Annotated in this window: 30 protein-coding genes and 1 pseudogene; all 31 read right to left on the bottom strand. The window is 38.0% G+C overall.

Going from position 1 to position 25,437, the window contains the following annotated elements; genetic code table 11:
• Positions 1-39 precede the first annotated feature (39 nt).
• The 31 genes and pseudogenes from mobL to RGT18_RS07825 all read right to left on the bottom strand — a co-directional run bounded on the left by mobL (position 40) and on the right by RGT18_RS07825 (position 25,435).
• On the bottom strand, positions 40-1,671 hold the full coding sequence (gene mobL, locus RGT18_RS07670; RefSeq protein WP_028078765.1) for a relaxase MobL: 1,632 nt from the start codon (positions 1,669-1,671) through the stop codon (positions 40-42).
• Positions 1,672-1,685: 14 nt separating this feature from the next.
• A complete protein-coding gene (locus RGT18_RS07675; protein WP_028078764.1) occupies positions 1,686-2,009 on the bottom strand; it encodes a hypothetical protein in 324 nt (107 codons plus the stop codon).
• A complete protein-coding gene (locus RGT18_RS07680; RefSeq protein ID WP_028078763.1) occupies positions 2,006-2,464 on the bottom strand; it encodes a hypothetical protein in 459 nt (152 codons plus the stop codon). The genes RGT18_RS07675 and RGT18_RS07680 overlap by 4 nt, the downstream gene beginning before the upstream one ends.
• Before the next feature lie 626 nt (positions 2,465-3,090).
• Positions 3,091-3,513 carry a hypothetical protein gene (locus tag RGT18_RS07685; protein WP_028078762.1) on the bottom strand — a complete coding sequence of 141 codons (423 nt, stop codon included), beginning with the start codon at positions 3,511-3,513 and terminating at the stop codon, positions 3,091-3,093.
• Between the two features lie 548 nt (positions 3,514-4,061).
• Positions 4,062-4,931 (bottom strand): sortase family protein, encoded by an 870-nt coding sequence (locus tag RGT18_RS07690; RefSeq protein WP_028078669.1) that lies wholly within the window; start codon positions 4,929-4,931, stop codon positions 4,062-4,064.
• A gap of 70 nt (positions 4,932-5,001) precedes the next feature.
• Entirely contained in the window at positions 5,002-5,955 is a 954-nt protein-coding gene (locus RGT18_RS07695; RefSeq protein ID WP_051241046.1) for a peptidoglycan amidohydrolase family protein, read from the bottom strand.
• Complete coding sequence (locus RGT18_RS07700) at positions 5,952-8,564, bottom strand: VirB4 family type IV secretion system protein (RefSeq protein ID WP_051241045.1); 2,613 nt, start codon at positions 8,562-8,564, stop codon at positions 5,952-5,954. Before RGT18_RS07700 ends, RGT18_RS07695 begins: the two co-directional genes overlap by 4 nt.
• Positions 8,542-8,883: a hypothetical protein gene (locus tag RGT18_RS07705; protein ID WP_051241044.1), complete on the bottom strand. Its 342-nt coding sequence runs from the start codon at positions 8,881-8,883 to the stop codon at positions 8,542-8,544. The genes RGT18_RS07700 and RGT18_RS07705 overlap by 23 nt, the downstream gene beginning before the upstream one ends.
• Complete coding sequence (locus RGT18_RS07710) at positions 8,870-9,493, bottom strand: hypothetical protein (protein WP_156022849.1); 624 nt, start codon at positions 9,491-9,493, stop codon at positions 8,870-8,872. The genes RGT18_RS07705 and RGT18_RS07710 overlap by 14 nt, the downstream gene beginning before the upstream one ends.
• Positions 9,494-9,511: 18 nt before the next feature.
• Positions 9,512-10,402, bottom strand: coding sequence for a conjugal transfer protein TrbL family protein (locus RGT18_RS07715; protein ID WP_028078665.1), 891 nt, complete (start codon positions 10,400-10,402; stop codon positions 9,512-9,514).
• 34 nt (positions 10,403-10,436) lie between these two features.
• Positions 10,437-10,778: a hypothetical protein gene (locus RGT18_RS07720; protein ID WP_028078664.1), complete on the bottom strand. Its 342-nt coding sequence runs from the start codon at positions 10,776-10,778 to the stop codon at positions 10,437-10,439.
• Complete coding sequence (locus RGT18_RS07725) at positions 10,775-11,065, bottom strand: hypothetical protein (protein ID WP_028078663.1); 291 nt, start codon at positions 11,063-11,065, stop codon at positions 10,775-10,777. The genes RGT18_RS07720 and RGT18_RS07725 overlap by 4 nt, the downstream gene beginning before the upstream one ends.
• The gene (locus tag RGT18_RS07730; protein ID WP_028078662.1) at positions 11,058-11,402 is read right to left on the bottom strand and encodes a hypothetical protein; all 345 of its coding nucleotides are present in this window, start codon (positions 11,400-11,402) and stop codon (positions 11,058-11,060) included. The genes RGT18_RS07725 and RGT18_RS07730 overlap by 8 nt, the downstream gene beginning before the upstream one ends.
• 156 nt (positions 11,403-11,558) lie before the next feature.
• Entirely contained in the window at positions 11,559-12,548 is a 990-nt protein-coding gene (locus RGT18_RS07735) for a hypothetical protein (RefSeq protein ID WP_338175846.1), read from the bottom strand.
• A gap of 77 nt (positions 12,549-12,625) precedes the next feature.
• Complete coding sequence (locus tag RGT18_RS07740) at positions 12,626-12,769, bottom strand: hypothetical protein (protein ID WP_338175848.1); 144 nt, start codon at positions 12,767-12,769, stop codon at positions 12,626-12,628.
• 115 nt (positions 12,770-12,884) lie between these two features.
• Positions 12,885-13,892: a hypothetical protein gene (locus RGT18_RS07745; protein WP_156022866.1), complete on the bottom strand. Its 1,008-nt coding sequence runs from the start codon at positions 13,890-13,892 to the stop codon at positions 12,885-12,887.
• Between the two features lie 99 nt (positions 13,893-13,991).
• Positions 13,992-14,364, bottom strand: a pseudogene (locus RGT18_RS13110) (single-stranded DNA-binding protein).
• Between the two features lie 78 nt (positions 14,365-14,442).
• On the bottom strand, positions 14,443-17,232 hold the full coding sequence (locus RGT18_RS07760) for a SpaA isopeptide-forming pilin-related protein (protein WP_338175854.1): 2,790 nt from the start codon (positions 17,230-17,232) through the stop codon (positions 14,443-14,445).
• A 192-nt stretch (positions 17,233-17,424) separates the two neighbouring features.
• On the bottom strand, positions 17,425-18,123 hold the full coding sequence (locus RGT18_RS07765) for a hypothetical protein (protein WP_338175856.1): 699 nt from the start codon (positions 18,121-18,123) through the stop codon (positions 17,425-17,427).
• Positions 18,124-18,456: 333 nt separating this feature from the next.
• Positions 18,457-19,734 carry a hypothetical protein gene (locus RGT18_RS07770; RefSeq protein WP_028078891.1) on the bottom strand — a complete coding sequence of 426 codons (1,278 nt, stop codon included), beginning with the start codon at positions 19,732-19,734 and terminating at the stop codon, positions 18,457-18,459.
• A gap of 164 nt (positions 19,735-19,898) precedes the next feature.
• Positions 19,899-20,102, bottom strand: coding sequence for a helix-turn-helix domain-containing protein (locus RGT18_RS07775; protein ID WP_051241077.1), 204 nt, complete (start codon positions 20,100-20,102; stop codon positions 19,899-19,901).
• A 698-nt stretch (positions 20,103-20,800) separates the two neighbouring features.
• Complete coding sequence (locus RGT18_RS07780; RefSeq protein ID WP_338175859.1) at positions 20,801-21,139, bottom strand: hypothetical protein; 339 nt, start codon at positions 21,137-21,139, stop codon at positions 20,801-20,803.
• A gap of 39 nt (positions 21,140-21,178) precedes the next feature.
• Entirely contained in the window at positions 21,179-21,379 is a 201-nt protein-coding gene (locus RGT18_RS07785; RefSeq protein WP_338175861.1) for a helix-turn-helix domain-containing protein, read from the bottom strand.
• Between the two features lie 368 nt (positions 21,380-21,747).
• Positions 21,748-21,951 (bottom strand): helix-turn-helix domain-containing protein, encoded by a 204-nt coding sequence (locus RGT18_RS07790; RefSeq protein ID WP_028078912.1) that lies wholly within the window; start codon positions 21,949-21,951, stop codon positions 21,748-21,750.
• A 49-nt stretch (positions 21,952-22,000) separates the two neighbouring features.
• Complete coding sequence (locus RGT18_RS07795) at positions 22,001-22,189, bottom strand: hypothetical protein (RefSeq protein WP_162141251.1); 189 nt, start codon at positions 22,187-22,189, stop codon at positions 22,001-22,003.
• Positions 22,173-22,376, bottom strand: coding sequence for a hypothetical protein (locus RGT18_RS07800; RefSeq protein ID WP_211220345.1), 204 nt, complete (start codon positions 22,374-22,376; stop codon positions 22,173-22,175). Before RGT18_RS07800 ends, RGT18_RS07795 begins: the two co-directional genes overlap by 17 nt.
• Positions 22,377-22,445: 69 nt before the next feature.
• Positions 22,446-22,664 carry a hypothetical protein gene (locus RGT18_RS07805; RefSeq protein WP_028078909.1) on the bottom strand — a complete coding sequence of 73 codons (219 nt, stop codon included), beginning with the start codon at positions 22,662-22,664 and terminating at the stop codon, positions 22,446-22,448.
• Positions 22,665-22,679: 15 nt separating this feature from the next.
• Positions 22,680-23,354 carry a hypothetical protein gene (locus RGT18_RS07810; RefSeq protein ID WP_028078908.1) on the bottom strand — a complete coding sequence of 225 codons (675 nt, stop codon included), beginning with the start codon at positions 23,352-23,354 and terminating at the stop codon, positions 22,680-22,682.
• Positions 23,347-23,763 carry a hypothetical protein gene (locus RGT18_RS07815; protein WP_028078907.1) on the bottom strand — a complete coding sequence of 139 codons (417 nt, stop codon included), beginning with the start codon at positions 23,761-23,763 and terminating at the stop codon, positions 23,347-23,349. The genes RGT18_RS07810 and RGT18_RS07815 overlap by 8 nt, the downstream gene beginning before the upstream one ends.
• Positions 23,764-23,822: 59 nt before the next feature.
• Entirely contained in the window at positions 23,823-24,644 is an 822-nt protein-coding gene (locus RGT18_RS07820; protein ID WP_338175866.1) for a ParB/RepB/Spo0J family partition protein, read from the bottom strand.
• Positions 24,641-25,435, bottom strand: a complete 795-nt coding sequence (locus RGT18_RS07825) for a ParA family protein (protein ID WP_338175868.1) — start codon at positions 25,433-25,435, stop codon at positions 24,641-24,643. The genes RGT18_RS07820 and RGT18_RS07825 overlap by 4 nt, the downstream gene beginning before the upstream one ends.
• Positions 25,436-25,437 lie beyond the last annotated feature (2 nt).

A 25,437-nucleotide genomic window follows, 5' to 3' on the forward strand; every position in this document is an offset into this window, starting at 1 on the left:
TCCCCCAAATGATCGACTTCAATATTTTCTTCAAAACAATCATATCTTCTGTTCACCTCTTTTCACTTTATAACTAGGATATTCTCCAGACTCTTTTTCATATATCTTCTTTTGATTCTGCTTCAGATACTCATCAATTTCTTCCTCAACTTCTCTCTTTCGATTGTTCAACATGCGTTTAAAAAACTTTGGCAACCGCATTCCAAATCTTTGTTTGTATCCATGGAACTCATTTTTTGTAAAACTGACACTTCTGTTAAAAAAGTTCATAAACTTCTTTGCCTGTTTGTTTCCCTGCTCAGATGCAGAATGTAGATATTCGATACCTCTTTCTTTTTCTGCATCTTCTTTAGAAGCAATCACAATCACGCTTCCCTTCAGATATTGATCCACAGCAGAGCTGCCAAGATTCTTAATCGCCATTTGTGCCGCCACAAAGTTTTGCTCCTTTAGTTCCTGAACCACAATTTTTTGTTCCGGCAAGAGATCATCTGTTTTTATCTGCTCTAATGCATTCCACAAAAGCTGCGTACCGTGATCCATCTTCCAGGTATGCACTTTATTTGCTTTTTCAGTCGGATCCTGTTTGATTTCTTTGAATCCTTTGAGTATCTCATTAGCGATCATCACACGCAGTTTTGTATCTTCTCTTTCCATCATATGAGATATTTTTTCGTTGCCGATCGCATTCATATTGTTATCAAACTTTTTCAGATGATCCGCAAACTGTTCATACGTCCCTTTCAGTTCATCACTCTTCAAAATCTGTTCCACGATGTTATCCAGTTGGTTTTTATATGGTGCCATGTTGGCGGAGTTGTACTGTAAGCGTCCGCTTCTTGGCAGTTGTGAATAGAGATTGGATACATCCTTTAACGTCTTATAAGAAAGAGTTTCCATTTGACTGATGACTTCTTTTTTAAGTGGATTGATCATTTTAAGTGCATCTTCTGATTCCTGCAGATACAGTTCCTTATATCTTTTTCTTGCCGCAATTTCTGTGATGATTGTAGTTTTAACTTTATCGATTTCTTTCTCAGTAAACTTTCCTCGATCTCTTGTATGTTCTTTTTCAAGGAACGTAATATGCATATGCGGGTGATCCGTATTGGTGTGAAAATCTTCCCACCAGATCATGTTCTTCGGATCAAGTCCAATCTTCTTAAATGTTTTGTTCAGCGCTTTTTGCGTCGTACTTGCAAAATCCTCCTGCGTCTTTAGCTCATATTCATTTAACAAATCATAATTATCCAATGAAACGACAAGTGTCCAAATAAGATCGCCATCCTTGGAAAATGACTTCATTGAATTTCTGATCCACTCTTCACGTTGTTCTTGTGAATAAATCTTTCCTTCGTTTGTCATCGTAAAGTATGCTTTATCATTTGAATTTTTCGTTGCATTTTCTCTGCTTGTATAATCCATCAGTGAACCATCCAGTCCATGTTCGGAATGTAAAAGAGAGCTTACAGTTTTTTCTGCTTGCTCTCCTTTACCTCGTACTAATTCATCATCCATTGAATTGCTGATGGCTTTGTCACGTACCAGATAATTTACAAATCCGCCAAATACGGATTCTGTTGTGACGATTCCTTTGAACCCGGAATTGCTTGGTGCGTGTTTACCATATTGCAGAAATGCCACATCAACGATTACATCTGCATGTCCCATTTTACATCTCTTCCTTAGTGATTAAAGTATTTGCTGATGTCTGCTTCATCATCTGTCTTTTTTTCTTCTACTGCATTTTCTGTAACATCTGCCTGCACTTTTTTCTTTGGCTTCGTTCTGCGTTTTGGTTTCAGATCAAGATCCATCAGATTCAAACTTTCAATCTTCTTTTCCAAATCTGCTTCGATACTTTCATATTTCTTTTGCAGTTTCTTCACTTCAGAAATGTTTGATTTCAGGATTCCGTTTTGTTCATTCAAGACTGCAATCTGTTCTTCATTTGCCTTTAAGACAGCTTCCATTTTTTCTAACTTGCTATTCAGTTGTTGTAAATTCATTTTTCATTTCCTCCCATAATCTGTTTTACTTTTTCTGTAATGATCTCTTCAAACTTCATATTGTTATCAACTGCAGTTTGCACACTATCTAAATGTTTTTCTGCACTTGCACTGTACATTAAAACTTTTAACATGAGCAATTCTTTTATGTTTATTTCTTTAACAAAGTCCTGCAACAGTTTTAACTTGCCTGTGATCATTGCATTATTTTTATTAAAGTAATCTTCTAATACACTCTCCAAAGTAATTTGAATTGATTCGGAAAATGCATTGGAAGTTTTCTTGTCTGTGCGCTTAATGTAGTAATCTTTGATCGCCTGTTTGATGATCTGCGTCTTATTTAATGCAATTCTGTTTGCGGTAATTGCATCTGTTTCTTCCTGTGTTACCAGAAAATCAAGCATGGATATATACTCATCTTCTGCTCTGAAGTGTATCTCTTTTCCATTTGCCATATTCTTACTATATTGCTCCCTTCTGCTTAAAAAACACCGAAAAAGATTTACCGAAAAAACAAAAAAACGAATTTTTAAACATCATTTTTTGTCATTCATTTTGTGGACACAACGTGGACAACATGTGGACACAAAAAATCGGTATGTATGTCCACACTGTGACACAATGTGTACACATCAAAAAAGCCGCTTATAAAGCGTGAAAATGGGCATTGCCCATTTATCCAAAGTGAAGTTGTGGACACAATTTTGTGGACACACACTTCCTTACCCTGTTTCTCTAAGATATTTTGAGAAAATTTCAAACTTTCCGCAAACTTCCATTTTCGATTTTAGAAAAATCCGATTTCATTTTTCCGATTTTCCGATTTAGAATTTTCGATTTCTTCGATTAAAATTTTTTGCTGTCTTGAATTTTTTCAATACGACTTTGCGTGTTTTTCGTTTCAAAATTTTTGAAATTCATGATTTGATTTTTCCATTGTACATGCAGGAAAGTCCATCAAAAATTTTCGGTAGCACTTTGTAATTGCTAATAATTTCCAAATAATTCATATTGCCTTTTCCTTTCATCAGTGTTGAGATGAGTGGAAAGATTTTTTCTTCCCACTCACTCACTCACGCATTTATTCTTCGTCCAGAATTTCGTTCACATCATCTGTGACCGGTGATAATGTTTTGAGATATGCTTCATAGAGAACTTTGAAATCTGCGCTTCTATCAGCAGTCTTTTTGAGTTGGTCTTCATACTTCAACTCTGCCATTTTTTCGTCCATCAATTCTTCAAGTTTAGAACGCTCTGATAATGCCTGTTGCTTTTTGAGATAATTGGTAACATCGACCAAGCAGATAACATCTTCAATACATTTGCGTTGATGACCGGTTAACGCTTCCAGTTCACTCACCGGCTCTAAAACCGTACCGATTGCAAATTGTTTGCCATAAGAATGAACAACAGCAACGTCATCTTTCTTTAATTCTTTTGGACTGATGAAGATCCGTGTTTCATCTTCATCGTAGTTGAGAATAAATCTGTAGTAGTGTTTCATTTTGAATTTCCTTATCTACCTTTAGGGTAGCACTTTCTAATGCCTTATCCTTGGCACGCCCAAAATGAAGCATAGAAAAGTGCAGCATGAAGAACCTAGCAAATGAAATGCGGTTGACTTGCAAGGTACTTGTACCGTAGCCCTTGAGTATTTTGAACTTGCAAGCACAGAGTGCGCCGTCCTTGACAGCTGGCTGTCACAGGATTCAAAAAGGTCAAGGGTCAACCCATAAGATCTTGTTCGTAATGCGTAACGCCAAGAGATAAAAAACAAAGGACAGCGACAGATAATATCTGGAAGCTGCTTGATAGAGTTTCGTCAGAAACTCGTATCCTTGTTTTGTATCTCGTCTATGCGAAAAGCGTGGAGTGCCAAGGATCTTTGAAAGATAAATCAGAATTAATCTAGCAGTCTGTTTGTTAAAACAGATTGCAATAAAAAAAGGAAGCCTGAGCAGATTGTATTCTGCGAAGGCATCCATGTATTTAAAGCAGCACATGAAACCTGAATGGTTGAGTGTGCTGCTTGTTTAAGCCGAAAACAAATTGCTATTGTGGTGTTTTTTCAAAATCTTTGTAATAATATCGTTTCAATCTTTTTGCTAACAGAATGAATTTTTTATCTTTACTTGTCTGAAGACTCATCACCATGAAATGATTTTGATCATTTGCCTTCAGACCGGAATCGATTGTTGAAGCTTCCTTTGCTGCAGTGTACCAATTCTTAAAATCTTCCTTATTTTTGAAATTGCGTTTATTGATTTCAAATTCCGGAACTTGACTCAAATCAAATACACAATCGACCTGAAACCAATCTGCAAAATCATCATATTCGACCAAGAACGTCTTATTGTGTTCATAGTTTTCCTGAATTCCAAGAATATCTGCTACATAGCCAAGTCTAGCAACATCTCCGGTACTATAACTATAGACCGTAATGACTTGATCATTTTTCAGATCTGCAGCTTTATCAAAGAATGGTTGCCCTTTATCGGTCGTTCCACCATTGGCTGCATGATCCAAATATTTTTCGTTATCATTCGTCTTCATGATTTCTTCCTGCACCATTCCGGTATCCCATAACATCCATCCATAAATGTCATAATTATCTTCCGTTAATTCACGCATATGCCTTCTGGTGTTCTCAAACGCACCTTCATATCCAGCATCCCATGTGAAGTTGTTGTAGGTAATCGTTGGATGCTCCTCTTCCGCCGGAACATCATCTGCAGCAATATATGGATTATCATCCGGCTTTTCTTCCGGTTCGACCGATGTTTCTTTCGTTTCGACATTACTGCTGTGTTCTTGTGCCACGTTTTCCTTTGATCTGTTCCTTCTTTGATTATAACCATATGCAAATAATCCCGTTAAAACAACGGCAATCAAACATCCTAAAATAATCTTCTTTTGTTTCACTTCCTCACTTCCTTCCCTCTGGGGCGTTTACCAAGGTACGCCTACGGTGTCGCCCCCAGACTTTAAAGCGCTATGAACCAGTATATCTTAAAATGCCATCCCAGTTGGAGTCCCAGTATTGCGCAACACTGATTTCCGTACCTGATGAATCACCATTTACTCCATCCCAATCCCAATGCGCTCCAAGGCTCATTCCACCGCCCAGATATAGTTCTGTGTGATTTTGTTCATTCAATAATATATCACCTCTTCTAAGCGATGATTGACCGCTAAGGACACCATAATTTGATAAATCACCTAATTGGTAACTTGGAATCCATTCCCAATGCCCTTCAGCCAAGAACATATTTTTCATACTATGGGTCGAAGTGATAGCAATGTTGAATCCTGCAGCTTGCATCGCATAGCATACCAATGATGAGCAATCATAGTTCGGATTCCCGTATCGAGTGATCTGAGAGTAACCATGACTATTATCGTTAGCGATAGCCGTTCCCCATTCGATTGCCGCTTCGATCGGTGCCGCAACCAGTTCACTTCTTCCTAACGACATGCTGTTAATCGTTTTACTGACGATCTGTGTCTTTAAGGTCTTAATCCTGGAGATTTTCTCTTCCGAAAAAATAAATCCGGTAATTTCTTCAATCTTTGTATAGACCTGCTCGAGCTGTTCATCTCCGGTAAAATAATTCATATACTCCCGCATGGGGATCTTTGTATTGATATCTTCCCCCGTTTCCAAAAAATAGTAGCAAGATATTGCTTCAGCGTAACCGACTTCTTCATGGGAACCATAGTCTTCAAAATTCGGATATACTTCTGCATGCCATTTTGATAGCAGATCAGTTGCTGTATTTTCGTCTTCAAACCAACCAACAATCCAGGTCTTTGCCGCATCCAGGGCGATGATTGGTGCCGCCACAACACTTGCTGCAGCCAATAGTGAAAACAAAAGCGGCAACAGTAAAACCGATATCGCAAATATCGTTATAAACTTCTTCAGTTTTCCTAATTCTCTTGTCATTTCCCTGTAAACATCGCTCCCATCTCCCATAACTCATTCTGCGTTGCGTTGACATGGATCGGAATTCTTCTTTGATCCCCAATCAACAGTAGCGCATCACCTTGTGAGAATATATGTTTTACCCAGTACATTTCATTCTCATTGACAGATTCCAACTTTTCAAAACCTTCTGCAGCTGCCTTGTTTAATTTCATCACAATCTTATACGCAGAATTATTAAACATTGCTCTTGTATGCATGATGACCGCATCAACAGCAAAGTCCTGTGGCTCTTGCGTAATCAGAAACATCAGATTTTTATATTTTCTTGAACGTCTGACGAACTGAGCGACCATTTTTGCCGTATGCGATGTCTGAATAACATCGTGTGCCTCATCAACAATGAATGCTGACTCTACATTTTCATCCAAACACAGTGACCAAGAGTAGTTAAACATCAAGTAATACAAAGCATTCTTTAATTCCTGGTCAGCATTGAATAGCTCTTTGGTGCCAAAAGAAATGATGTTTCTGCCATCATCCTTTAATTTGATGGTCGTATGTCCGACGAAATAAACAGACCATTCCGTCAAGATACGCTGCATCTTTCTGACTAGGGAACTAAGCAGTTTTACATCTTCTACATGTCCGCTTCCCATCTTTTGATAGGATTTCAAAACTCTTAATAAACATGTGTTAAATGTTTCAAATGTCGGCATATCTTCCGTTGTAAGATCTTTAAATGATTTCCACATACCATTTTCATCCGCTTTAATGCCAACTTCCGCATAGGTCATTTTAACGATACCGCCGATAAAAGACAGTGCGTCCTCTTCCATCTGCGGGAATAAGAATTTAAACAAAATCGTAACATCCTCAATTACTCGGTTGATTGCCAATCCCGTATTCCACATTGCCGAATCATCTTCACCTTCATCAGATGAATTTGGCTTTAAATCAAATATATTGATAACATTCCCCAACTGTCCCCAGCTTACATAAGTTCCATTGTAACGCTTTGTAAGGATCTCATTCTTATTCTCTGGATCCACCCATATTGTAAAGATACGCTTTCGTATCAGCCATCTAATTACCAATGCCGTTAAAGTAGTTTTTCCTGAACCGGCAGTACCGACGATAACAAAGTTTCCGTTTAAACGATTGGTGATGGCAGCCTGTTTTGGCTGATGCAGATAGAACTGGGGATCCAGAAAGATTTTACCGCCGTTTGCTCTTTCTTCACCCAACAGAAAACCGTACAAGTCGTTCAGTGTTTCAAATACATACGGATACATGCCCGCCACCGCATCTGATGTTAACGGTGCGCCTATATTCTCTTCTATCGTCTGATTGAGTCCTGAAGAAACAAATAACGGCGTTGCCATTTTAAATAGCTGCTCTTGTATCATCGGCGCAGCACTAACCTTAAACTTATCCAATGTCAATCTGGAGCGAAGCCGTTCAAACCTGTCCTTCAATTCCTTTTCATCATCGGCGACGATCTGGAATATAACGGTCAGCTCATGTGTTCGATCTGCTTTTCTTACAACCTCCGATATGTATACTTCCTGCGATTCGATTTCAGACAGAATCTTTTCCTTTTCAATCTCGTCCTTTGATCTACGATATCGTTCCTTCAGAGTCCGCAGATCTTTATTAAGCATCTTTGTCAGATCGTTATTGGAGCGTTTCGCCTTCATGAACACTTTGATGTTCGGATCCGTCAAATAATCACACATAAGTCCAAGATTAAAGACATCCGGAAGTTCCGTTACCAAAAGATTCTGAACGTATTTATCACCAACCTCCAAATACCGGTTTTTTACCAGCAAGCCAACCGGAGCGATCTTGGAACGCTGAATCAGGTTTTCTGAAGGTTTGATATTTAATATCGGCTCACCACCGTACTGTGAAAAGTCCTCTGTATGATCGATCTTTTCATATTCATCTTTCTGCTGATTCAGCTGCATCTGTACATTCAGATATGAAAAAATACCTCTGCTGAAGGTATAATCATTGATCATATTGTTTTCAAAATAAAAGGATACCAATGAATAATAATCACGTTTATTCAATACCTTAGGATCAAATCCGGCATTTGCCCAATGACGATACAAATCCTCCAGGTTCTTATGAAGTCTTTTCTCATCCGTATCACGTATCAGTAAAAAGAATTCTTTCTCTCTGTGATACTTCTGAAAGTCATAAATTTTTTCCAGATCCGCTTCGATCATGCGAGTGATGACCGGATCGCTTTCTCCACGCAGTTGACGATTCAGATCATTGATCCAGTTATCTGCATTAACCGGTGAGTACGGAAACTCAAACCATACCTCATCAGGCATCTGATTGAGTGCCAGACGGATATTATTCAGAATCGCACGCTGTTTTCCTTCATCGTCAATAAAAATATCATGCGGTTCCAGTTTGATGCCTCTAACGATATATTTTTTATCTTTACCAACAATCATGCAATCATCTTTGACTTCTTGCAAATCCATCCATCTCAGCGAAGTGGCTACTTTCTTTTTGATTGCTTGGGCTGCTTTTTGTGATGATTTCAATTTTTTATATTCCGCTCTCTCCAGGCGTGTCATCGCACGACCGTTATTTTTCTTCAATCGAATCATGTTTGTAAATTCCTTCCCATATATACTTTTTATTTGTCATGACATACCTTACAATCACTTTTAAAAACTCTATATTGTTGTGGTAGATTCCTGCCGGCAGTGTCAAGAAGTAAGTGATCACCGCCGGCAATAACAGCAATAATACAATCCATATGTTGAATTGGCTCAAAAAACCAACATAAATAATCAATCCAAGAAAACTGAATACAACACCTGCGATCACTATGATCAGATCACTCAATCTGAAGCGGTTCATGATCAATCTTCCGTATTTAAAATTTCTTGGTGACGTAAAAACAATCTGCTTATTCTGTTCCATTTGCCAGATCTCCATTTCTGCCGGCATTGCGTATCGCATTCCCGAAGTATCGCACACCTTGCCCTACATTTTTTATCGTAGAGCCAACTGATTTTGTGTCATTGAGATGTTTTCGTTGAATATTTGACATGAACAGCCGATCGGCTGACTTCTTATACATGTATGAAGCAAATGAGGCAGCCATGCCACCTGCTCGACTGTTTTGTCCAATCTGTCCCAGTCTTGAATCTGAATCAGTTACTCGATTATCAGCATAGCGTACAGAACCACGCTCATTGATATACGGACTTGCCATAGCACTTCCGGATGATCGTGAAGCAGATGGTTCTGCATTCCAATCTATGCCTGCGTCGCCTCCATTCGCAAAGGTCTCCGATATTTGGTCCGTACCACCGTTCCCTAATTTTCCCGCAAACCCACCGGAACTCCCTGTTCCACCGCCAACATTCATTGGATTCAGGCTTCTAGCACCCAGTTTTCTGCCTATCCCATAGATGCCCAATGCACCGGCAGTCTTTCCTAATTTCCCCGCTGTTAATGCAGCGCCTGCTGCCATTCCAACCCCAGCTTTGGCAAGCCCAGCACCGGTACTAATCGCTCCTGTCATCATTTGTATGGATTGTAAGGATTACATTGCGGCTTGTGTACCTATATCTGCACCTAAAATTTGTGCAATACCACTAGGCGCATTGATGATTGCAAAGATCGCACCCACAAATGCGATTCCTTTTTCAAAACCGCCCCAATCTGCCGGTAGTTTTGTCGCAAACAACATTGCAATCCACATCGTTACCACCTGAAAGAAGATAGCCAGATAATCGGAAAAACATAATTTGAACCATGTATTCGTCCCCTGATCATCCGGATCGACCAGACCTGATACCGCATATGGTGCAAGTACCATTTTTAATAATAATGAGATCATGCGGATGATCACCTGGATTGCCACGTTCAGAAATGTGTATGCACAGATTCCAGCCAACACCAAAACAAGTACAATTCCTTCCGTCTTTTTGAAATAGACATACTCCCCTCTGCTTTTATCGTTGATTGTCTTTTCGGTAACTGTCTTTAATGTTGCTTTTTCACCGGTAGAACTGCTATTGCCAATAAACTCGGCATTTCCTGCTTCGATGATCACATCACTCGGTAGTATTTCTCCGATTGAGATCATCTTTGGGAAAGTCTTGGCTGATTCAGCCGCAAAATCATTTAATCTTGGCATCATAAATGGAATGAATGACAGTATGACCAATGCTACAATGATCCGTCGTGCTAGTTCCATTCCATCCAATTTGTCCAATTTGTTTTCGCCCCATATTCCTTGTACAAACATTGCTGCGATACGAAACATCATAAAGAAACCTACCGCACTGATTATGATGATGTAGAAACTCTTGATAAATGGAAACTGATTGATATTCAAACTAAAAAATTTCATGATGATCTTATAAATGTAATCCGTTATCTCAAGAGCCAAACTTGTAAATATCCATAATACGGATCGAAAGATACCCATATCTTCTTCCTCCCTTCTTTTCCCTTATCATTTCTCATTCGGTAACAATGGATACGATCTTCAGAATAGTATTGATCGATACCGCCACGATCGCTACGGTCACGCCTTTTGAAACGGTCGACCAATAGGATGGAACCTGTTCTCCCTGTGCGTCCTTCTTAAACCAATCTACCGCTTTGAGCAATAAATAAATGACCAATGCCAACGGAATGATGCCATACATGATTCTTGTTGCCGGTGCTAAATAACTGTTGAACCAATTCCACCACTCTGCTTCATTGACTCCGTCCGCATGTGTCTGCAGTGTCATTAATTCCATCATGCATACAAGTATTGTTGTCTTAATAATCATCTTTGTTCTATTTATTTTTTTCATCTTACTTTTCTCTCCTTGATACGTACGTATCTTTCTACATAAGTTTTGATTTTTATCCATTCGTACCGATTGAAGATCTTTTTTTCCATATCCAATACGAAGGTCGTTGTTTTATTGTTGATCTGTATTTTCAATCCATCCGTTTCTTCCTGCACATCTCTTTTCAACACAATAAAAAACAGCCCTTTCATTGAGCTATCATCCGGAAAATAGATATGATATTCATCATCAACTTTTTTGTATCGAAAATATTTATCTGGCAGATATGTCCCTATCAGATCATACATAACTATCACCTTGTAATGTCATACCGCTAAAGACCATATCTGGCATCGTTATATCAACGATCATCTGTGGCTTGTCCAACATGAATGGATCGATGTAATAAATATTCTTGTTGTTGTCATCCTGTCGAAAAGAGTAATTCATCAAAAACTTCCAGCATAACGCATTGGCACCAACATTTTCATATTCGATCAAATTTTCTTTGACTAGATGCTTTATCGCCGTTGCTAGGATCTCAAATATTTCGACCGGCAAAGCACCTAATGATTTATGAATGATCAGTAACGCCGCAATCGTACATTTGTAATTCATTCTCTCTTCCAAGACTTTATTTTCCATTCGTCTCTCCTTTCCTTTGGGGGCGAAACGCCCCCAGCCTTCTAGTACGTTAATTTATACCCTTTATATAGCCCATCATCACCCATGATTGGTTCACATGAATACGCTCCAAAAGCTGAACCAGCAGCAATGCACGCACTGTATCCAGAATCCAAGTTATACCCATCCGAGAACATAAAATACTGTGTTCCATGAGACGTGCTTGTGCTTGGGCGTTTCGCCCCCAGAAGTATTTCCACCACCTCCACTTGGTTGATAGATAACGATCGTCTCTGGTGTAGGTGTAGGTTCTGGGTCTTTGTAATGTACACTTAAAATGCTCTGTGACTCATTTCCAGCCTTGTCTTTAGCGCTGTATGTAATCATTTGGTCATTTATACTCTCATCTGGATTTGTCCACGTAACGTTATCTGTAACGTCTCCATCAACATCATCCATAGCACTAGATAGATAAGCCTTACCATGAAAGGTATCCTTCGTTCGAGTGAGCGTTACATCTTTTGTGTTTAATGTGATCGTTGGTGCTGTCTTATCTTGTATTTTGATTGTTAGCTCCTTAGATATGCTCTTCAGTTGATTTTTAAGAGTGTAGATGACCTTGATTTCACCAATCTGTTTTGTTTCAACAGCTTCCGGAAGTATCAACTGTATACCATCTGCTTTTGTATAATCTTCGATATAATCTATAGGATTAAATACTTCTCCATATTTCAATTCAATATGATCGGATTTTAATTTGATCTCCATCGGCTGATTAAAAAGCATAAAGTATTTTTTGCCGAAATAACCGATTGCAACTCCGCCTACGATTACAACAACAATTAACAAGACCATAAATAGATTTTTCAGTTGTTTCGCATGCAGTTTAGATATTGCCTGCTCATCGATCACGTTTGCATTTTCGATCTTGATTCTGGCATGGTTCATCGCTTCATAATTGATTCCTGGATCCAAGAATACGCTCATTTCTTTTGCGCTAAGTCCATGTTCCAACCCAAGCCGTATCTCCTGCATCTGCATGTGATCATATTCTGGTCTTGCATATACATCTACCTGATCGGTAGTTAATGTTTTTAAACCTTCTCTGACCTCCGCCATTTGGAAACCGTTTAACCCCCTGCTTTCAACTTCCTTTAAATAATTCATCCTTTATCACCCCCTTTCTCTTTTTGGATTTTTATCTCTAGGACATTTCACGGTGTAACGATGGCACCGTACCCAGACTACAGTTTCCTACCTTTGGATTGTACGTTTTGAATTGGATTACCAATTTCAACATGTACTGTCACCACCTGTGACTTGGAAAAACGCAAGCAAGTGGCAGCCATCTTATTGCGATCCAAATTTGCTAAAAATTTATTGTTCATCCCCTGCAAATTATGAAATTGATATTCTTTAATTACTGCTGCACATCTCTTGCATTTCTTCTTCAGAAAAGCCCTCTTGACTATCCTCAATCATTTTGATCAGTTCTTTATCCATTTATAATTTCCTACCTTTCCTTTCTTCTTCAGTATTTTCTTCCATTACAGATTGATTTGGAACGATACTGGGAGATTCTTCCAGATTTCGTAAGTGATCCATATACATACTTGCATCAAGCATCAAGTTTTTGAACTCAGCTCCATTGATCACCTTCTTATCAATGATATTGCCTAATTTACCGTTTTCTTTGGAATATTGATATTCGGTAAATTGAAATTTTTGATAATGATTGACTTCATAGGCATTTGCTTCTGCATTCCATTTCATAATCTTCTTTGGCACCCATAATCCATCCATATCTGATTTCATAACTGCTTTTGGTATTTTGATGAAATATGCCTTTTCCGTTTCATGATTGACTAAATCATCGTCCACTAAAGTTTTTAGCTGTTTTCCTTGATCCTGTTGCAATGTGTTCGTAGCTTTTTCTATCATTTTATCTGATACCCATTGCATTGACGATTGCAATGTTGATATACGATAGCCAATATTTTCTAAAACATCTTGCAGTTCCTCATCAAGAAATTCTGAATATGTCCATCTAAGTTCGGAAACGGCTTTAGCGGCATTTTCCAAACAGTTTGCTTCTACTATGGAATGGGCTACCGCTTTGGCAAATTTCTGATGATTGAACTGCTGTTTTTCTTCTGCATTCTCTGGGGGCGTTTCGCCCCCAGAAAGTTTTTTTGCATCATACTGATTCTTAATTTCTTCCACCATTGTATTAACAGCGATTCTTTTATCCGTCTGATCTAGTATTTCTTCATAACTGACCAACTTTTTATCATTGAGTGATCTTGCATATTCTTCTGCGTCATTCTTATTTGTAAAAATATCATCCTGTATCGGTCTTAATACACCATCTTTGATATGGACGATCCTGTAATAATTATTGATCATCCCGACCGTGCCATCTTGATTAACAATATCCTTTGTCATACTGATGTCTTGCTTAAATTCCATATCTTCAAAATCTTCCGTTGATTCGATTGCTATCTTTTCCATGATCATTTACACCTCCTTTCCTTATGACAGTTTTACTAAGAAATCGCTACTGTAGGCGTACCTTAGTGAACGCCACTAATCATTTCGTTACTATATCGATTATTCTTCAAAACCAAACGGTGCTTCAGATTCAAATCCTATATCGACTGATTCTACAGTTGCTTTCTTCTGTAAATGGCAATCATCCACGTATACTTCCGTTACGTATATCTTCTTGCCGTCCTTCTCATAGCTTCTCACATGTAGTTGCCCTTCCAGTTCAATACGTGATCCCTTTTCCATAGTTTCCAAGGTAATCGGCTTGTACGCCCCATGCAACACAATTGATGAAATCTGCAGTATCTTCTTTAGATCGTGTACGATGAACCGCAACTGTAAAACTCGTAACGTGTTTACTATCTTTTCCTTCCGTTACTTTTACCTCAACGTCTTTCACTAAATTTCCTGATAAAATGACTCTGTTGTTCCACATATTTGTTCTCCTCTCTTTACAACATTTCTTCTAATCTTAAAAAACTTGGGGCGTTTCGCCCCCAGCATTTTTATGTCTTTACTTCATCAATTCCTTCTTCTTAAGAAATAAGAACACTGCTGCACCCAAGCTACCAATCAACATACATGCAAACAATGCTGCATTGAATGTATCACCTGTTTTAACTGCTGGTAAAGCTGTATCGTTAACTACTACCTGTACAGCGTTATTCACTGCAAAATCATAATCTTCACTCAATACAACTTGATGATGTTCATTATTGATTCGGTAACCTTCAGGTGCTGCTGTTTCCTGCACATAGTAACCACCCAAGTCATCGGCGAACTCTACAGCCCAAGTGATAACTCCTTCACCATCAGTGATGCCTTTGCACTCCTTACCGTCCTTATCTAAAGCAACCGTGCCATCCGCTTTAAATAACGTCAATTCAGCACCCTTTAATTTCTTTGAGTTATCCATAGCATCTACCTTGATTGCACTCACGTAGAACACTTTACGTGTATCTACAGCCATCACAACTTGTTCATGTTGTCTTGTACCTGTTACTTCAAATTCGATATCTTCAAATTTTTCAAAACCAAATGGTGCTTCAGATTCTCTAAGGATATATTTTTTTCCACCTTCGACATATTTGCTGATATCTACCGGTTTATTTCCTGTTGTATATGCAAATACAATATTACCGGTATCTTTTTCAATTACTTGGAGAATGGCACCTGAAACATTGTTTCCATGATCATCTACTTTAGCTACGTCAATGACGATCTTTGCATCTTCATAATCGATGCCAACAATTGTTTTATTATCTTTGATTTCAAATGCTTTTGGATCAGTATTCAGATAATATCCTTCAGGGGCTTTGGTTTCTACAAGTTCATATTTTCCAGCCGGAAGGAAACTATCGTTTGATTTCCAGTATCCGTTAGCATCTGTTGTGATTGTATATGGTAAACTTTCACCAGCAGCTGCTGTAGCTACAACATCTCCATTTTTATCTCGAGCAACTACATCATAGTTATTCTTATTAACAATCTGGAATGTTGCAGTACCTACATTTTCATTTGTATCTGCATCTTTCTTTTGAATCTCCAACCCACCACGTACAACACCTTCAACTACGGTATATTCATTACCACTCCGAATTCTACCAATACCATTCATGTCCACAATATTAAACAGAGCTTTACCGTCTGTTATTACTGCTCCACCGATACTCAAAGTCTTATTATTGAGTGTATAACCGGCTGGAGCCTTGGTTTCCTCAACTGTAATTGTTCCAAGAGGAATAGTTGCTTTACCTTCGCTTTCATATAAAGGATCTCCCGAAACCAAGAAATCTTTATCAAGTATAGTTCTATACTTTCCTGTTTGAGTTTTAACAGTTTTAATTACCCATGTTCTTGTAGGCTTTGCAGGAAGGTTATTCATTGTGTATTGCCCGTCATAATACTTAACTGTAAATTCAGCGTCTGCCAAACTTGCAGGATTTTCCACAACTGTTCCATCCTCGGTTATTTTATTTAAAGTTATAACCAGCGGATCGTTCATTGGCTGATCAACCGAGTCGATCGTCCAGCTGTCCCCATCGTACTCAACCGGATATACCTTCGGATCCAGTGCAAATCCCTTCGGAGCTTTGATTTCCTTGACATACACCTTTGTAGCAGTAGGTCCAATTTCAAACTCTTCTGACTTACCTTTTCCTTCAGCGTCTGTTGTGATCTCAGTGATCTTATCCGTTGCGTTGGCATCTCTGTAAACGCCATATACAGCACCGCTTAAATCACTTGCATAGCAGCTGTTTCCTTTTGTCAGTGCCGGATTACCGTTTTTCTTCTGCACTGCCACATACATCATCTTCTTACGTGGAGCGGTCTGAATTGTCCAGTCGGCACCGCAGTTCTGATACGGAACTGTTCCCAGTTGAGCATTCCATCCTGTCGCTTCTTGTCCTGTATAAGGATTTAAGTATCTCGGTACATCAATATGGATCGTTACTCTTCCGTCAGGCTGTACTGCTGTTACTGTCGCATTGTACGGATAATAGGTCTTTGGATTACCGGGCAGTTCATAGTCTGTTCTGTATGTCAGACCGATATATCCCGGCTCTAAGCAGTAAACCGCCAGGTTGTTTAAGATCTGGCCGGCTGCCCCGCCAAGCAATCCGTCAATGTAGTCGATATAGAAAGTCTCATTTCCTATATCCGGATTGGTATTGGACGTTCCCAGTGTTCCAGAGAAGGTATCACCTACCTCCAGTGTGTCCAGACTGGCAGTGCTGCGTCTTCTTCTGCCTGAGCGCCGTTGTGCCTGCAGTCCCTGTCCAACGGAGATATACGCATCACCCGGCTGCACGGTATAGATGACATCTTCATTAAAATGACTTTCTGTCGTGCCGTCATTTCTCCAGACAACAAAGTATGATGCATTCGCTGCTGTAACCTCTAAACTGTCTGTTTCAACGTAGCTGATCGTATAGCGTGCAGAATCTCCTCCGACATACGCTTCCGTTTCACCGTTCTTTGATACAAAGACCGTATCATTTCCGGCAACATCCATGATCAGACTGTTTGTGTCTGTCACAGTTTCACCCGGCTGTTCTGCCGGTGTTTCCTGCCCCTCTTCAGCAGTCTCTTCCGAAACGGCTTCCGGCTGTGTTTTGGATGTTTCCAGATTCAGTTCCGTCTTTTCAACATCCGGACTTGTTTCACTGACTTCTTTTGTATCAACATCTATTGATTCTGTTGTTTCCCCTTCTGCATATGCAGTCAAAGGGAAGGAAGAAAAAGCCATCAAGGCACTGAGTGCGATGGTGGCCGTTTTCTTCAATGAACTTTTCAAATTCATAAATCCTCCTTTAAGATCTTAAATACTCTGCATTGTATGAAGCTTGTCGTGTGCTGCAATATATCTCATCACCCGCTTTTAGCAGAGTTTTCAAAACGGGCAATGTTATTTTTGTTCTTCCCAAAAGAAAAAGACGATAGATCAACGTCTACCGTCTTCTTTCGGAAAGGGAATTTTTATATGTTTTTGATTTTATCTGTATCCGACTACCACCTGCTCGTCCCAGGCAGCCTGATCGACTACCCAGACCTGCTGGGTAACAGCGTCATGGTGGATAGAACTGGTCTGGACTTGTTCCGTTTGTACAGAATATGAAACATCATTTTCATCACAATATTCCATTAAAGCCCATTTATCATCAAATCTAACACCATCACTTGTCAAATAATATGAACGAGGTTCATACACCGGTTCATCCCAGGCTTCAGACACGACTTGTGTTTCGTAATGCCCCACCTCATCGTGATGTACCGTTTCATAGATCGGTTGTGGTTCTGGTTGAGATGGAGTTGTATTCGTAGTTGGAGTATTTATTACTGAAGAATTGTTGTTATTGTTCTGTACCTCAGTACTAGTTGTATCTGTAGTTGGTGTAACAGACGTTTCGGATGTAGTGGAAGTATCTTCTTTCTTATCTTCCTTCTTACCAGTGTCATCCTTCTTCTTATCATCTTTCTTAGAAGTTTGATTCTTTTTATTGTCATTCTTCTTAGATGATTCCTTGGATGAAGAAGTTTCAGTGCTAGTTTCGTGCTTTGCTGAATTGTTGGTTTTTGGCTTTGGTAAAACATGCAGAACTGCAAATAGTACCACTGCAACTATCAATATAGCAGCAATGATTTTGACTGACTTCTTTTGTCGATCATTTAATCTGTTGAATAAGTTTTTCATTTGTTCTCTCCTTTGGGGGCTTGCTATGCACGCCTACGGTGTCGCCCCTCAAACTTTTCAAGATAAGAAAAAGAGGAAAATTCAAGTTTACTAAACTGTAAGAACTTTCCTCTTTCTTATACTTTTATCAAGTATAGATATTTTAGTACCCTCTTTTGTTTCCATTCAAGGGGTGCTTTAGGAAACAAAAACGTCATTTTTTGAAAAGTCCTTTATTTATGCGATTTTTTTAATGTCATATATCTCTTATCTTACCGAAAGTTATAAACCATTTACTAAATAATGCAAATAAAACTACTCTTTTTACTGTCTTGAAATAGAATATTTCTTTCGTTATTGCGTTTTATATTCCATATATCCATCATTTTTGATTTCTGCCTCAATGGACTCCAAGTTATCCCATGTACTATATGAATGCATCTTGCCGGAATTCTTGTCTTTCAGAATTACCTTGTTGTCAACAACATCCACTCCTTCATAACCAAAATATGTGTAATATGTTTTCTCACTGGATTCTAAATATCTAAACTTCGTTTCAAACACTTTGGTGATTTTATAAACCGTTCTGACATTTATATATCCGCCCAGATCATCATCTACATAAGCTGCTTTATATGGTGCCTTGTATTCCAAATAATCTTTTTGTTTCTCAACTGTATACGTAGTGGTTCCTAAATCAGTATCGCTGTTCTGTGTTTCCGTTTGCATGTAGGTATTTACTTTGTCATACAACTCATCTAACCCACTGATCATTGATACTTCCGGTAATCCTGTCACTTTCTTTTTATATTCACTGATATTGTCCTGAATAACTTTTCCTTTTTTAGCAAGTTCTTCGATTGCCGAATCTTTGATCTTTATTTTGATTTCAGAATCATTCGTTATGGTATCGTTGATCTTTGTATTAATGTCATAGATAGTATCATCAAACTCAACTCTTCCAAAATGGTTGTATCCGATAAAAGTAATCGGATATTCCTTTTCAAGATCATCGGTTGTGATCTTCTCGGTTTCCTGAAGTCCTTTTACCTCATACTCTTTTGTTTCCTTTGCAAACGGGCATTTTTCACCGCTGCACGTCACGGTAAAGATGATCTTATCTCCATTCTTCAAATGATCTGTTTTATCAAAACTGTAACTTACTCTCTGTTTTTCTTGTTCAGCCTTTAAATACTTCGGAACTGCGTTAAGCAGACCATCCAAACCTTTTTCCGCATCCTTGATATCCTTTTCCGTAAGACCCGCTTCTTTATACATTACTTCGGTGACTGTTTTATCTAATTCACCATGATTGAATTCAACTTCACCGTATCCATCATATCCTTTGAAATCTATCTTCAGCATGTCTGATAGTTTCTTAGGTTGTGATCCAAAATAGACCGCAATGATTATGCTCAATAAAAGCAGTATTGCGATACCGCCAGCAATTTTCTTATGCTGCATGACCATATTTTTTACTTTATTGATTAGGTCATTTCCTTTATTGTCAGTTTCTGACTGTTCAAGTGTTTTCTCTTTACCTTCCTTTAGATTGCCTGCTTCCTGCGGTCTATCATTCTCTTCCGTCATAACTTTCGGCATTATTGTTTTATTTAAGTTTTTTTCATTCATATTTTTATCCCCTTTTTATAATACGAATTCTGCATCAGCAAAAAACACGCCATGTATTAAAAATATTATAACAATTTCTTAGTTAATTATATCAACATTGAAAATTCGTCATCCAACACCGGATATTTACACCCTTTCTTCTGGGGGCGTTTCGCCCCCAAACATTAATTCCTTTTTCTACCTACCAACTCATCCAATGTTACATCTAATGCATCCGCAATCTTTATAAGTGTACTTATGCGTAGATCTGTATGCTTTCCTTTTTCAAATTCAGATAAGGTCGATTCAAGCACACCTGATCTTTTATGTATTTCATAATTGTTTATTCCTTTTTCTTTCTTTATCCGCTTAAAGCTTTCTGTATTCATTGGTTCCCTTTCTAACTTCATATTTATGAAGTATAATTTGATTACATATCTCGGAGGTTTTATTTATGGATTTTCTCTTCAATTTAATATCCTTACTTGCAAATCTGTTTTCTATTGAAGACCACTTCAAAAAAGATAATGATGCCAAAACCGTTATAAATAATAACTATAATTTCTATGTTAATAATTCCTCCTCAAACATCGATCCAATATCAAGAAACATAAATATGTCTGACAGATCATCATTGTTGTTATTATTTTTCGTTTTAGTGTTTACTCTCATTGTTCAACTTCTGCTTACAAAAATACTTAATCTCATATATCCGAATTTAACATGGCTCCGACGCTTTGAAAAAGGAACAATTTTGCTTAACATCATTCTGGCACTTTTAGTAATCACAATCCTTGTTATCCGCATAATACATTTCAAAAAAAGAAATTTTTCTCTACGAAAAGTATTTGCATATAATATTCCTTTCCTTAGCACTTTGTTCTTTTTTGTATCATCATTCGCATATGAATCATCAATTCCCAGTAGTCAAATTTTCTCGACAGTATCCTTTCTGCCACTTTTCCTTATATCTCCAATCATTATTATTTTCTTTTTCTCGTATTGCATTTATAATCACGCAGTTTGTACATATAGTAATTTACCAAATCAATTAAAGAAAATTTACAAAGTGTATTTTATGTTTTGCTTATCCCCGATCCTTGTCTTGCTCTTTGCAGCACTTCCATCTGTTTTCCAGTTTCTTCTCCCATTTTAAAAACAATAGTTTTAATGCATAGCAGATACAGTATGTTGGTATCAAAAATATCGAGCCTGTATAACAAATGATATTTGCTATATATTCTCCTTCCTTTCCAAATGTATATTTAATAATCTGCATATCAATATTCATAAATAATAGATAGATTATTGATAATTTTGTTATTCCAATAAAAATTTCTGCAACTTTATCATTTGTATCAGTAATTTTTGGTGCAGCGATTGCAAAATGTAATGTAACAAGTAAGCCAAGTAATATTATTTTCACATCCTTATCCTTTCTTCTGGGGGCGTTTCGCCCCCATACCTATTGTTTCTTCCTACCAACCAATTCATCTAGTGATACACCCAATGCATCCGCTATTTTTATGAGTGTACTAATTCTGGGATCAGACGTTACGCCTGTTTCAATTTCTGAAAGCCTTCCAGTACCTAGACCTGTCATTTTCGACAGTACTGCTAAAGTAAGATGCTTCTGTTCTCTATATTCTAGTAACTCTATTTTCATAATATTTCTATTTTCTTCATATCTCCATAATCACCTTTGAGGATAATTTTCACAAAATTCAAAAATTAAAGGATACACTTTCATAAATAAAATCGTCATTACAATCGCATATATAACCATAGTTACAGTAACCAAAAGCAAACGAGATATATATACTTTCTTGTCATCACACATTATTCGTAGTAGAGCTACTGCACTAAAAATATATAAACTTGCCAAAACAAAACATTTCATATATAGATCAGATATCACTAACCAAAATGCCAGACTCAATATCAGCAACAATGTATTTAAAAGTAAATATCTTGTATAGAATTTTTCTTTCATCTTATTCCTTTCTCTGGGGGGGCGAAACGCCCCCCCAGACATTATCTTCCTTTTCTTCCCACCAATTCATCTAGTGTTACATCTAGTGCATCTGCCAATTTTATAAGAGTATCCATAGTTGGATTATTTCGTTTTCCTGTAGCCAGATCGTATAGTCTTCCTGTACTGATTCTTGTTAGTTCAGATAGCTTTGCAAAAGTGTATCCTTTTTCTTTTCTTAATTGTTCAATTTTATTTGATAACATATTAGCGCTTTCGCATTCCTTTCTCTGGGGGCGAAACGCCCCCAGACTTTTACATTACCTGATATTGTTCAACTGGATTGTCATTTGAACCCTTAAAAATCGTAACCAGATAATCACTTTTATCTCTGATTCTGTCCGCCCACTTCTTGGCTGCATGCATATTGGTGAACCATGCTGTTTCAAATGCCCTGTTATCTTTAGAAAGAATAACCATGATCTCATCATCCATTCTGTTCACCGACACTCTCTTCTAATGACAGCTCACAACATCCATAAAAGCAATGACTGCATAGTGTTTTCGTATCATCCACCCACCAGCAAGTGCCAATTCCGGACACATAACAAGCACTATTTTCTGTGCAGCCGCACTTTCGGCATACTCCTCTTTTAATTAACTTATATTCATGATTTTTCATTATGATCATTTACTTCCTCCTTCTGGGGGCAAAACGCCCCCAGACTATTTCTTTCTCAAAACACAAACTTATAGTTGGTTAATCTCTTGAAGCTTCAGACAAAGCAATCTCCTTAAACTTTGTACCTAGCGCATACTCATCGCTATATAAGTACAAATTTCCATCCAAGACAAATATTGATAGATCTTCATTGATTGCCAAATGAAAACCATGTGGTGCATCCAACCCTTCAAAGATTTCCTTTATTAATGAAATCTCATCTAAGATCCGATCAGATAAAAATTTCTTTGCAAGCATGCTAACATATTAATTTCATTTCGTTTTTCCCTCAAATTTACTAAGATCTAACAATCCATGTCTTTCTAAAATCATTTTCGTTTCCTCTTCAGATGGATAGAAATGTAAGTACCATTGTGGATACTCTGCCAAATAGCCACCATAGATCCCAGTTCTTGTTTCTCGCAACCAGTTCCGTGCATCACGTCCCAATATCTCTCCACTGTCACATGCCCGACCATAAAAGTCCAATGCCCATAGCTCAATCAGTTTTTCTTCTGCTCTTGCTAATACTTTAGGTAAAGTCTTAGATGAAATTTGGAACTTTTTTAAAAGATATTCTCTGCTGATCCGTTTGGTTGCTTTAAACCATTTCCACACAATCGCATGTCTTTCAATTTCCGTAAGAAATACATTGAAATATCTTAATGATCCATAACTCAGCATTTTATTTTCGTAGTCATACATCATGGAAGCAGAATATCTTTCATCATATTCGCAGTTTCCTTCCGGAATTTTAACTATCGAACCGCCAACCTTGATCCGATTCAATCGGAATACTTCTTTATCAAATCTTGCAATGCATTGATCATTAAAATAGAATCTTTGATTGCTGTACAATGCGTTGATGTCCTGCAGCAAACCCATAAACTCATTCAACCTTTCTTCCGGATCACAATGCATTTCAACGATTTTTACCCATCTATCCATCTGTACCTCCTGCATTTTTATTCAATATGCATTTTGCGATGATCGTATATTCTTCCGGTCTTAAAGAATTGGATTTGATCTTTTCACTCAGGCTGCCAACTGTCATCGATAAACCCTGCATGCGTAATTCTTCCACCCATAAATCTATTTCATTAATCGAACAGCTCTGCAGTTCTTGCAGTACAAGTCGTTTCAGCAACTCATTTTCTTCATCTTTACTTGCAATACGTTTTTGCATTTCATAGATCAGCATCCTGGATTCAAACAAACAGATTGGATCAAAACAATCCGCTATCGGAATGCTTTCGTTCATTCTGATATTTGTTGCATTCAGTCGGCACAATATGGACATTTCATCCTCGACATATTCAGCCAATGCATCCACGCTTTGTTGATTATTGCGGATCATCTTGCTCCCCTTTCCTCTGGGGGCGTTTCGCCCCCAGAACAACACCTACTACTTTTTTTCTATGACATTAATTCTCTTTCACCATTTGCTGTGCATTCTTGTAGATGAAGACTTAGTTCAAAGCATTTGCTTTGAAATGTATTTAATTCATCTTCAGATAAAGTTGCTAATACATAACTGTCCAGTTTTTCAAACTTCTTGATGCATTTATTGATCTGTTTGAGCAGTTCCTTATAGGCTTTCTCTTCTTCCGATACTTGCTTGGATTGTCTGATCTTCGCAAGCGTTTCCGGATCTTCTTCAGCAAATTTAATTTCTCTATTTTTACTTGCTAAATAATCTTTTACATAATGTTCTTTAATTCCTGTGATCGAAGAGATTACCGTTGCCTTGCGTTTGCCTTCCCAGGAGAACTTTCCACTCATCTCCTGCTTTTCTAAAGCTACTAAGGTTGTGTCTATGATTCTATTTTTTTCATCTGACTGTAAATCTCTATGAGCATTTGCAGAAATCATAAACATTGTTTTTGTATCTCCTGAAGTTTGCTTGATGTAGCAAATTGGAGCATATCCAGTTATATCTTCACCATTGTAAGAATATGTAAGTCCCTGATTCACAAGATATTTCAATGCCGTATATCTGCGTTCTCCGGAGATCAACCGTATCTCACTGCCTTCTTTCTGTGCAGTAAGTGCCTGGAACAGTCCGTATTGTTCAATGTTCTCAGCCAATCTTTGAACGGATTCTTCTTCTACTTCGTATGGATTCTCCTCTGATGGAAGAATTTTATTCAACTTTACTAAGTATGTCTTTAATGCAGCTGCTTTCTGCATCTCCTGATTGCTGTCCCCAAACATCTTTCCTAAATCTAAATTTGTCATGCATGCACCTCATCCTTTTGAATTACTTCTTTTGTCAAATTTCTATAGTCTTCAGCTACACCAGCTTTCATGTCTAATAGGGACTTCTTACTAAATTCTGCATCCTGCACTGGCTTCTGTTGGAATCGAATCTGTGTATCAAATACATCTTTTCCAAATGCTGCTCTTAACTGTTTTGCTCCTTCTTTACAGTTATTGTTTCGTGTCATCATTGTAAGGACAATCTTGAAGTTTAAAGGCTTGCTAAATGGCAATGCATCTAATGCTTGCACGCATACACCACGTGTATTCATAACTCCCTTCAATGTCTTTTCACTAATATTTGTAGGACAGATGATTACATCTGCCGCATAGATGGAGTTATAGGTCATCTTATTGATGGAAGGGTTATTGTCGATGATGATCTCGTCATAGTCCAATCCCTTTAATGCATTTCCCAACAAGAAATCTGCACCACCTCTTCCCTGCATTTCATAGATGACAGTGAACAAGTCCATACTGGATGGGATCAAGTCAATGTTTTCGATCTTTGTATGCCAGATACAATCCTCTATCTTTTTGTTTCCTTTCAGATAGTCCACAATGGTTCCCTTTTCCGGGGGCGTAACGCCCCCAACATTTTCAGGTTGATCAAAATTGATGTGTGGCATTAAAGAAGAAGTAATATCCCCTTGTCCGTCTGCATCTACTACTAATGTTTTTCTACCTTCTTTTGCATATCCCCTTGCAAGCATTTCAGCTGACAGTGTTTTGGAACAACCACCTTTGATGTTTAGTATTGCTGTGATCATAA

The organism is Solobacterium moorei, assembly GCF_036323475.1.
Taxonomy (GTDB): domain Bacteria; phylum Bacillota_I; class Bacilli_A; order Erysipelotrichales; family Erysipelotrichaceae; genus Bulleidia; species Bulleidia moorei.

Bases quoted from the DNA above. Each gene is read 5' to 3' on its own strand.
- mobL (WP_028078765.1), bottom strand. From the start codon at position 1,671: ATGGGACATGCAGATGTAATCGTTGATGTGGCATTTCTGCAATATGGT.
- RGT18_RS07675 (WP_028078764.1), bottom strand. From the start codon at position 2,009: ATGAATTTACAACAACTGAATAGCAAGTTAGAAAAAATGGAAGCTGTC.
- RGT18_RS07790 (WP_028078912.1), bottom strand. From the start codon at position 21,951: ATGTTATCAAATAAAATTGAACAATTAAGAAAAGAAAAAGGATACACT.
- RGT18_RS07745 (WP_156022866.1), bottom strand. From the start codon at position 13,892: ATGGAAAAGATAGCAATCGAATCAACGGAAGATTTTGAAGATATGGAA.
- RGT18_RS07765 (WP_338175856.1), bottom strand. From the start codon at position 18,123: ATGAAAAACTTATTCAACAGATTAAATGATCGACAAAAGAAGTCAGTC.
- RGT18_RS07715 (WP_028078665.1), bottom strand. From the start codon at position 10,402: ATGGGTATCTTTCGATCCGTATTATGGATATTTACAAGTTTGGCTCTT.
- RGT18_RS07775 (WP_051241077.1), bottom strand. From the start codon at position 20,102: ATGAATACAGAAAGCTTTAAGCGGATAAAGAAAGAAAAAGGAATAAAC.
- RGT18_RS07810 (WP_028078908.1), bottom strand. From the start codon at position 23,354: ATGGATAGATGGGTAAAAATCGTTGAAATGCATTGTGATCCGGAAGAA.
- RGT18_RS07720 (WP_028078664.1), bottom strand. From the start codon at position 10,778: ATGAAAAAAATAAATAGAACAAAGATGATTATTAAGACAACAATACTT.
- RGT18_RS07700 (WP_051241045.1), bottom strand. From the start codon at position 8,564: ATGATTCGATTGAAGAAAAATAACGGTCGTGCGATGACACGCCTGGAG.
- RGT18_RS07815 (WP_028078907.1), bottom strand. From the start codon at position 23,763: ATGATCCGCAATAATCAACAAAGCGTGGATGCATTGGCTGAATATGTC.
- RGT18_RS07695 (WP_051241046.1), bottom strand. From the start codon at position 5,955: ATGACAAGAGAATTAGGAAAACTGAAGAAGTTTATAACGATATTTGCG.
- RGT18_RS07740 (WP_338175848.1), bottom strand. From the start codon at position 12,769: ATGAACAATAAATTTTTAGCAAATTTGGATCGCAATAAGATGGCTGCC.
- RGT18_RS07710 (WP_156022849.1), bottom strand. From the start codon at position 9,493: ATGATGACAGGAGCGATTAGTACCGGTGCTGGGCTTGCCAAAGCTGGG.
- RGT18_RS07735 (WP_338175846.1), bottom strand. From the start codon at position 12,548: ATGAATTATTTAAAGGAAGTTGAAAGCAGGGGGTTAAACGGTTTCCAA.
- RGT18_RS07680 (WP_028078763.1), bottom strand. From the start codon at position 2,464: ATGGCAAATGGAAAAGAGATACACTTCAGAGCAGAAGATGAGTATATA.
- RGT18_RS07685 (WP_028078762.1), bottom strand. From the start codon at position 3,513: ATGAAACACTACTACAGATTTATTCTCAACTACGATGAAGATGAAACA.
- RGT18_RS07820 (WP_338175866.1), bottom strand. From the start codon at position 24,644: ATGACAAATTTAGATTTAGGAAAGATGTTTGGGGACAGCAATCAGGAG.
- RGT18_RS07800 (WP_211220345.1), bottom strand. From the start codon at position 22,376: ATGATCATAATGAAAAATCATGAATATAAGTTAATTAAAAGAGGAGTA.
- RGT18_RS07785 (WP_338175861.1), bottom strand. From the start codon at position 21,379: ATGAAAATAGAGTTACTAGAATATAGAGAACAGAAGCATCTTACTTTA.
- RGT18_RS07730 (WP_028078662.1), bottom strand. From the start codon at position 11,402: ATGGAAAATAAAGTCTTGGAAGAGAGAATGAATTACAAATGTACGATT.
- RGT18_RS07825 (WP_338175868.1), bottom strand. From the start codon at position 25,435: ATGATCACAGCAATACTAAACATCAAAGGTGGTTGTTCCAAAACACTG.
- RGT18_RS07805 (WP_028078909.1), bottom strand. From the start codon at position 22,664: ATGCTTGCAAAGAAATTTTTATCTGATCGGATCTTAGATGAGATTTCA.
- RGT18_RS07705 (WP_051241044.1), bottom strand. From the start codon at position 8,883: ATGGAACAGAATAAGCAGATTGTTTTTACGTCACCAAGAAATTTTAAA.
- RGT18_RS07770 (WP_028078891.1), bottom strand. From the start codon at position 19,734: ATGAATGAAAAAAACTTAAATAAAACAATAATGCCGAAAGTTATGACG.
- RGT18_RS07725 (WP_028078663.1), bottom strand. From the start codon at position 11,065: ATGTATGATCTGATAGGGACATATCTGCCAGATAAATATTTTCGATAC.
- RGT18_RS07760 (WP_338175854.1), bottom strand. From the start codon at position 17,232: ATGAATTTGAAAAGTTCATTGAAGAAAACGGCCACCATCGCACTCAGT.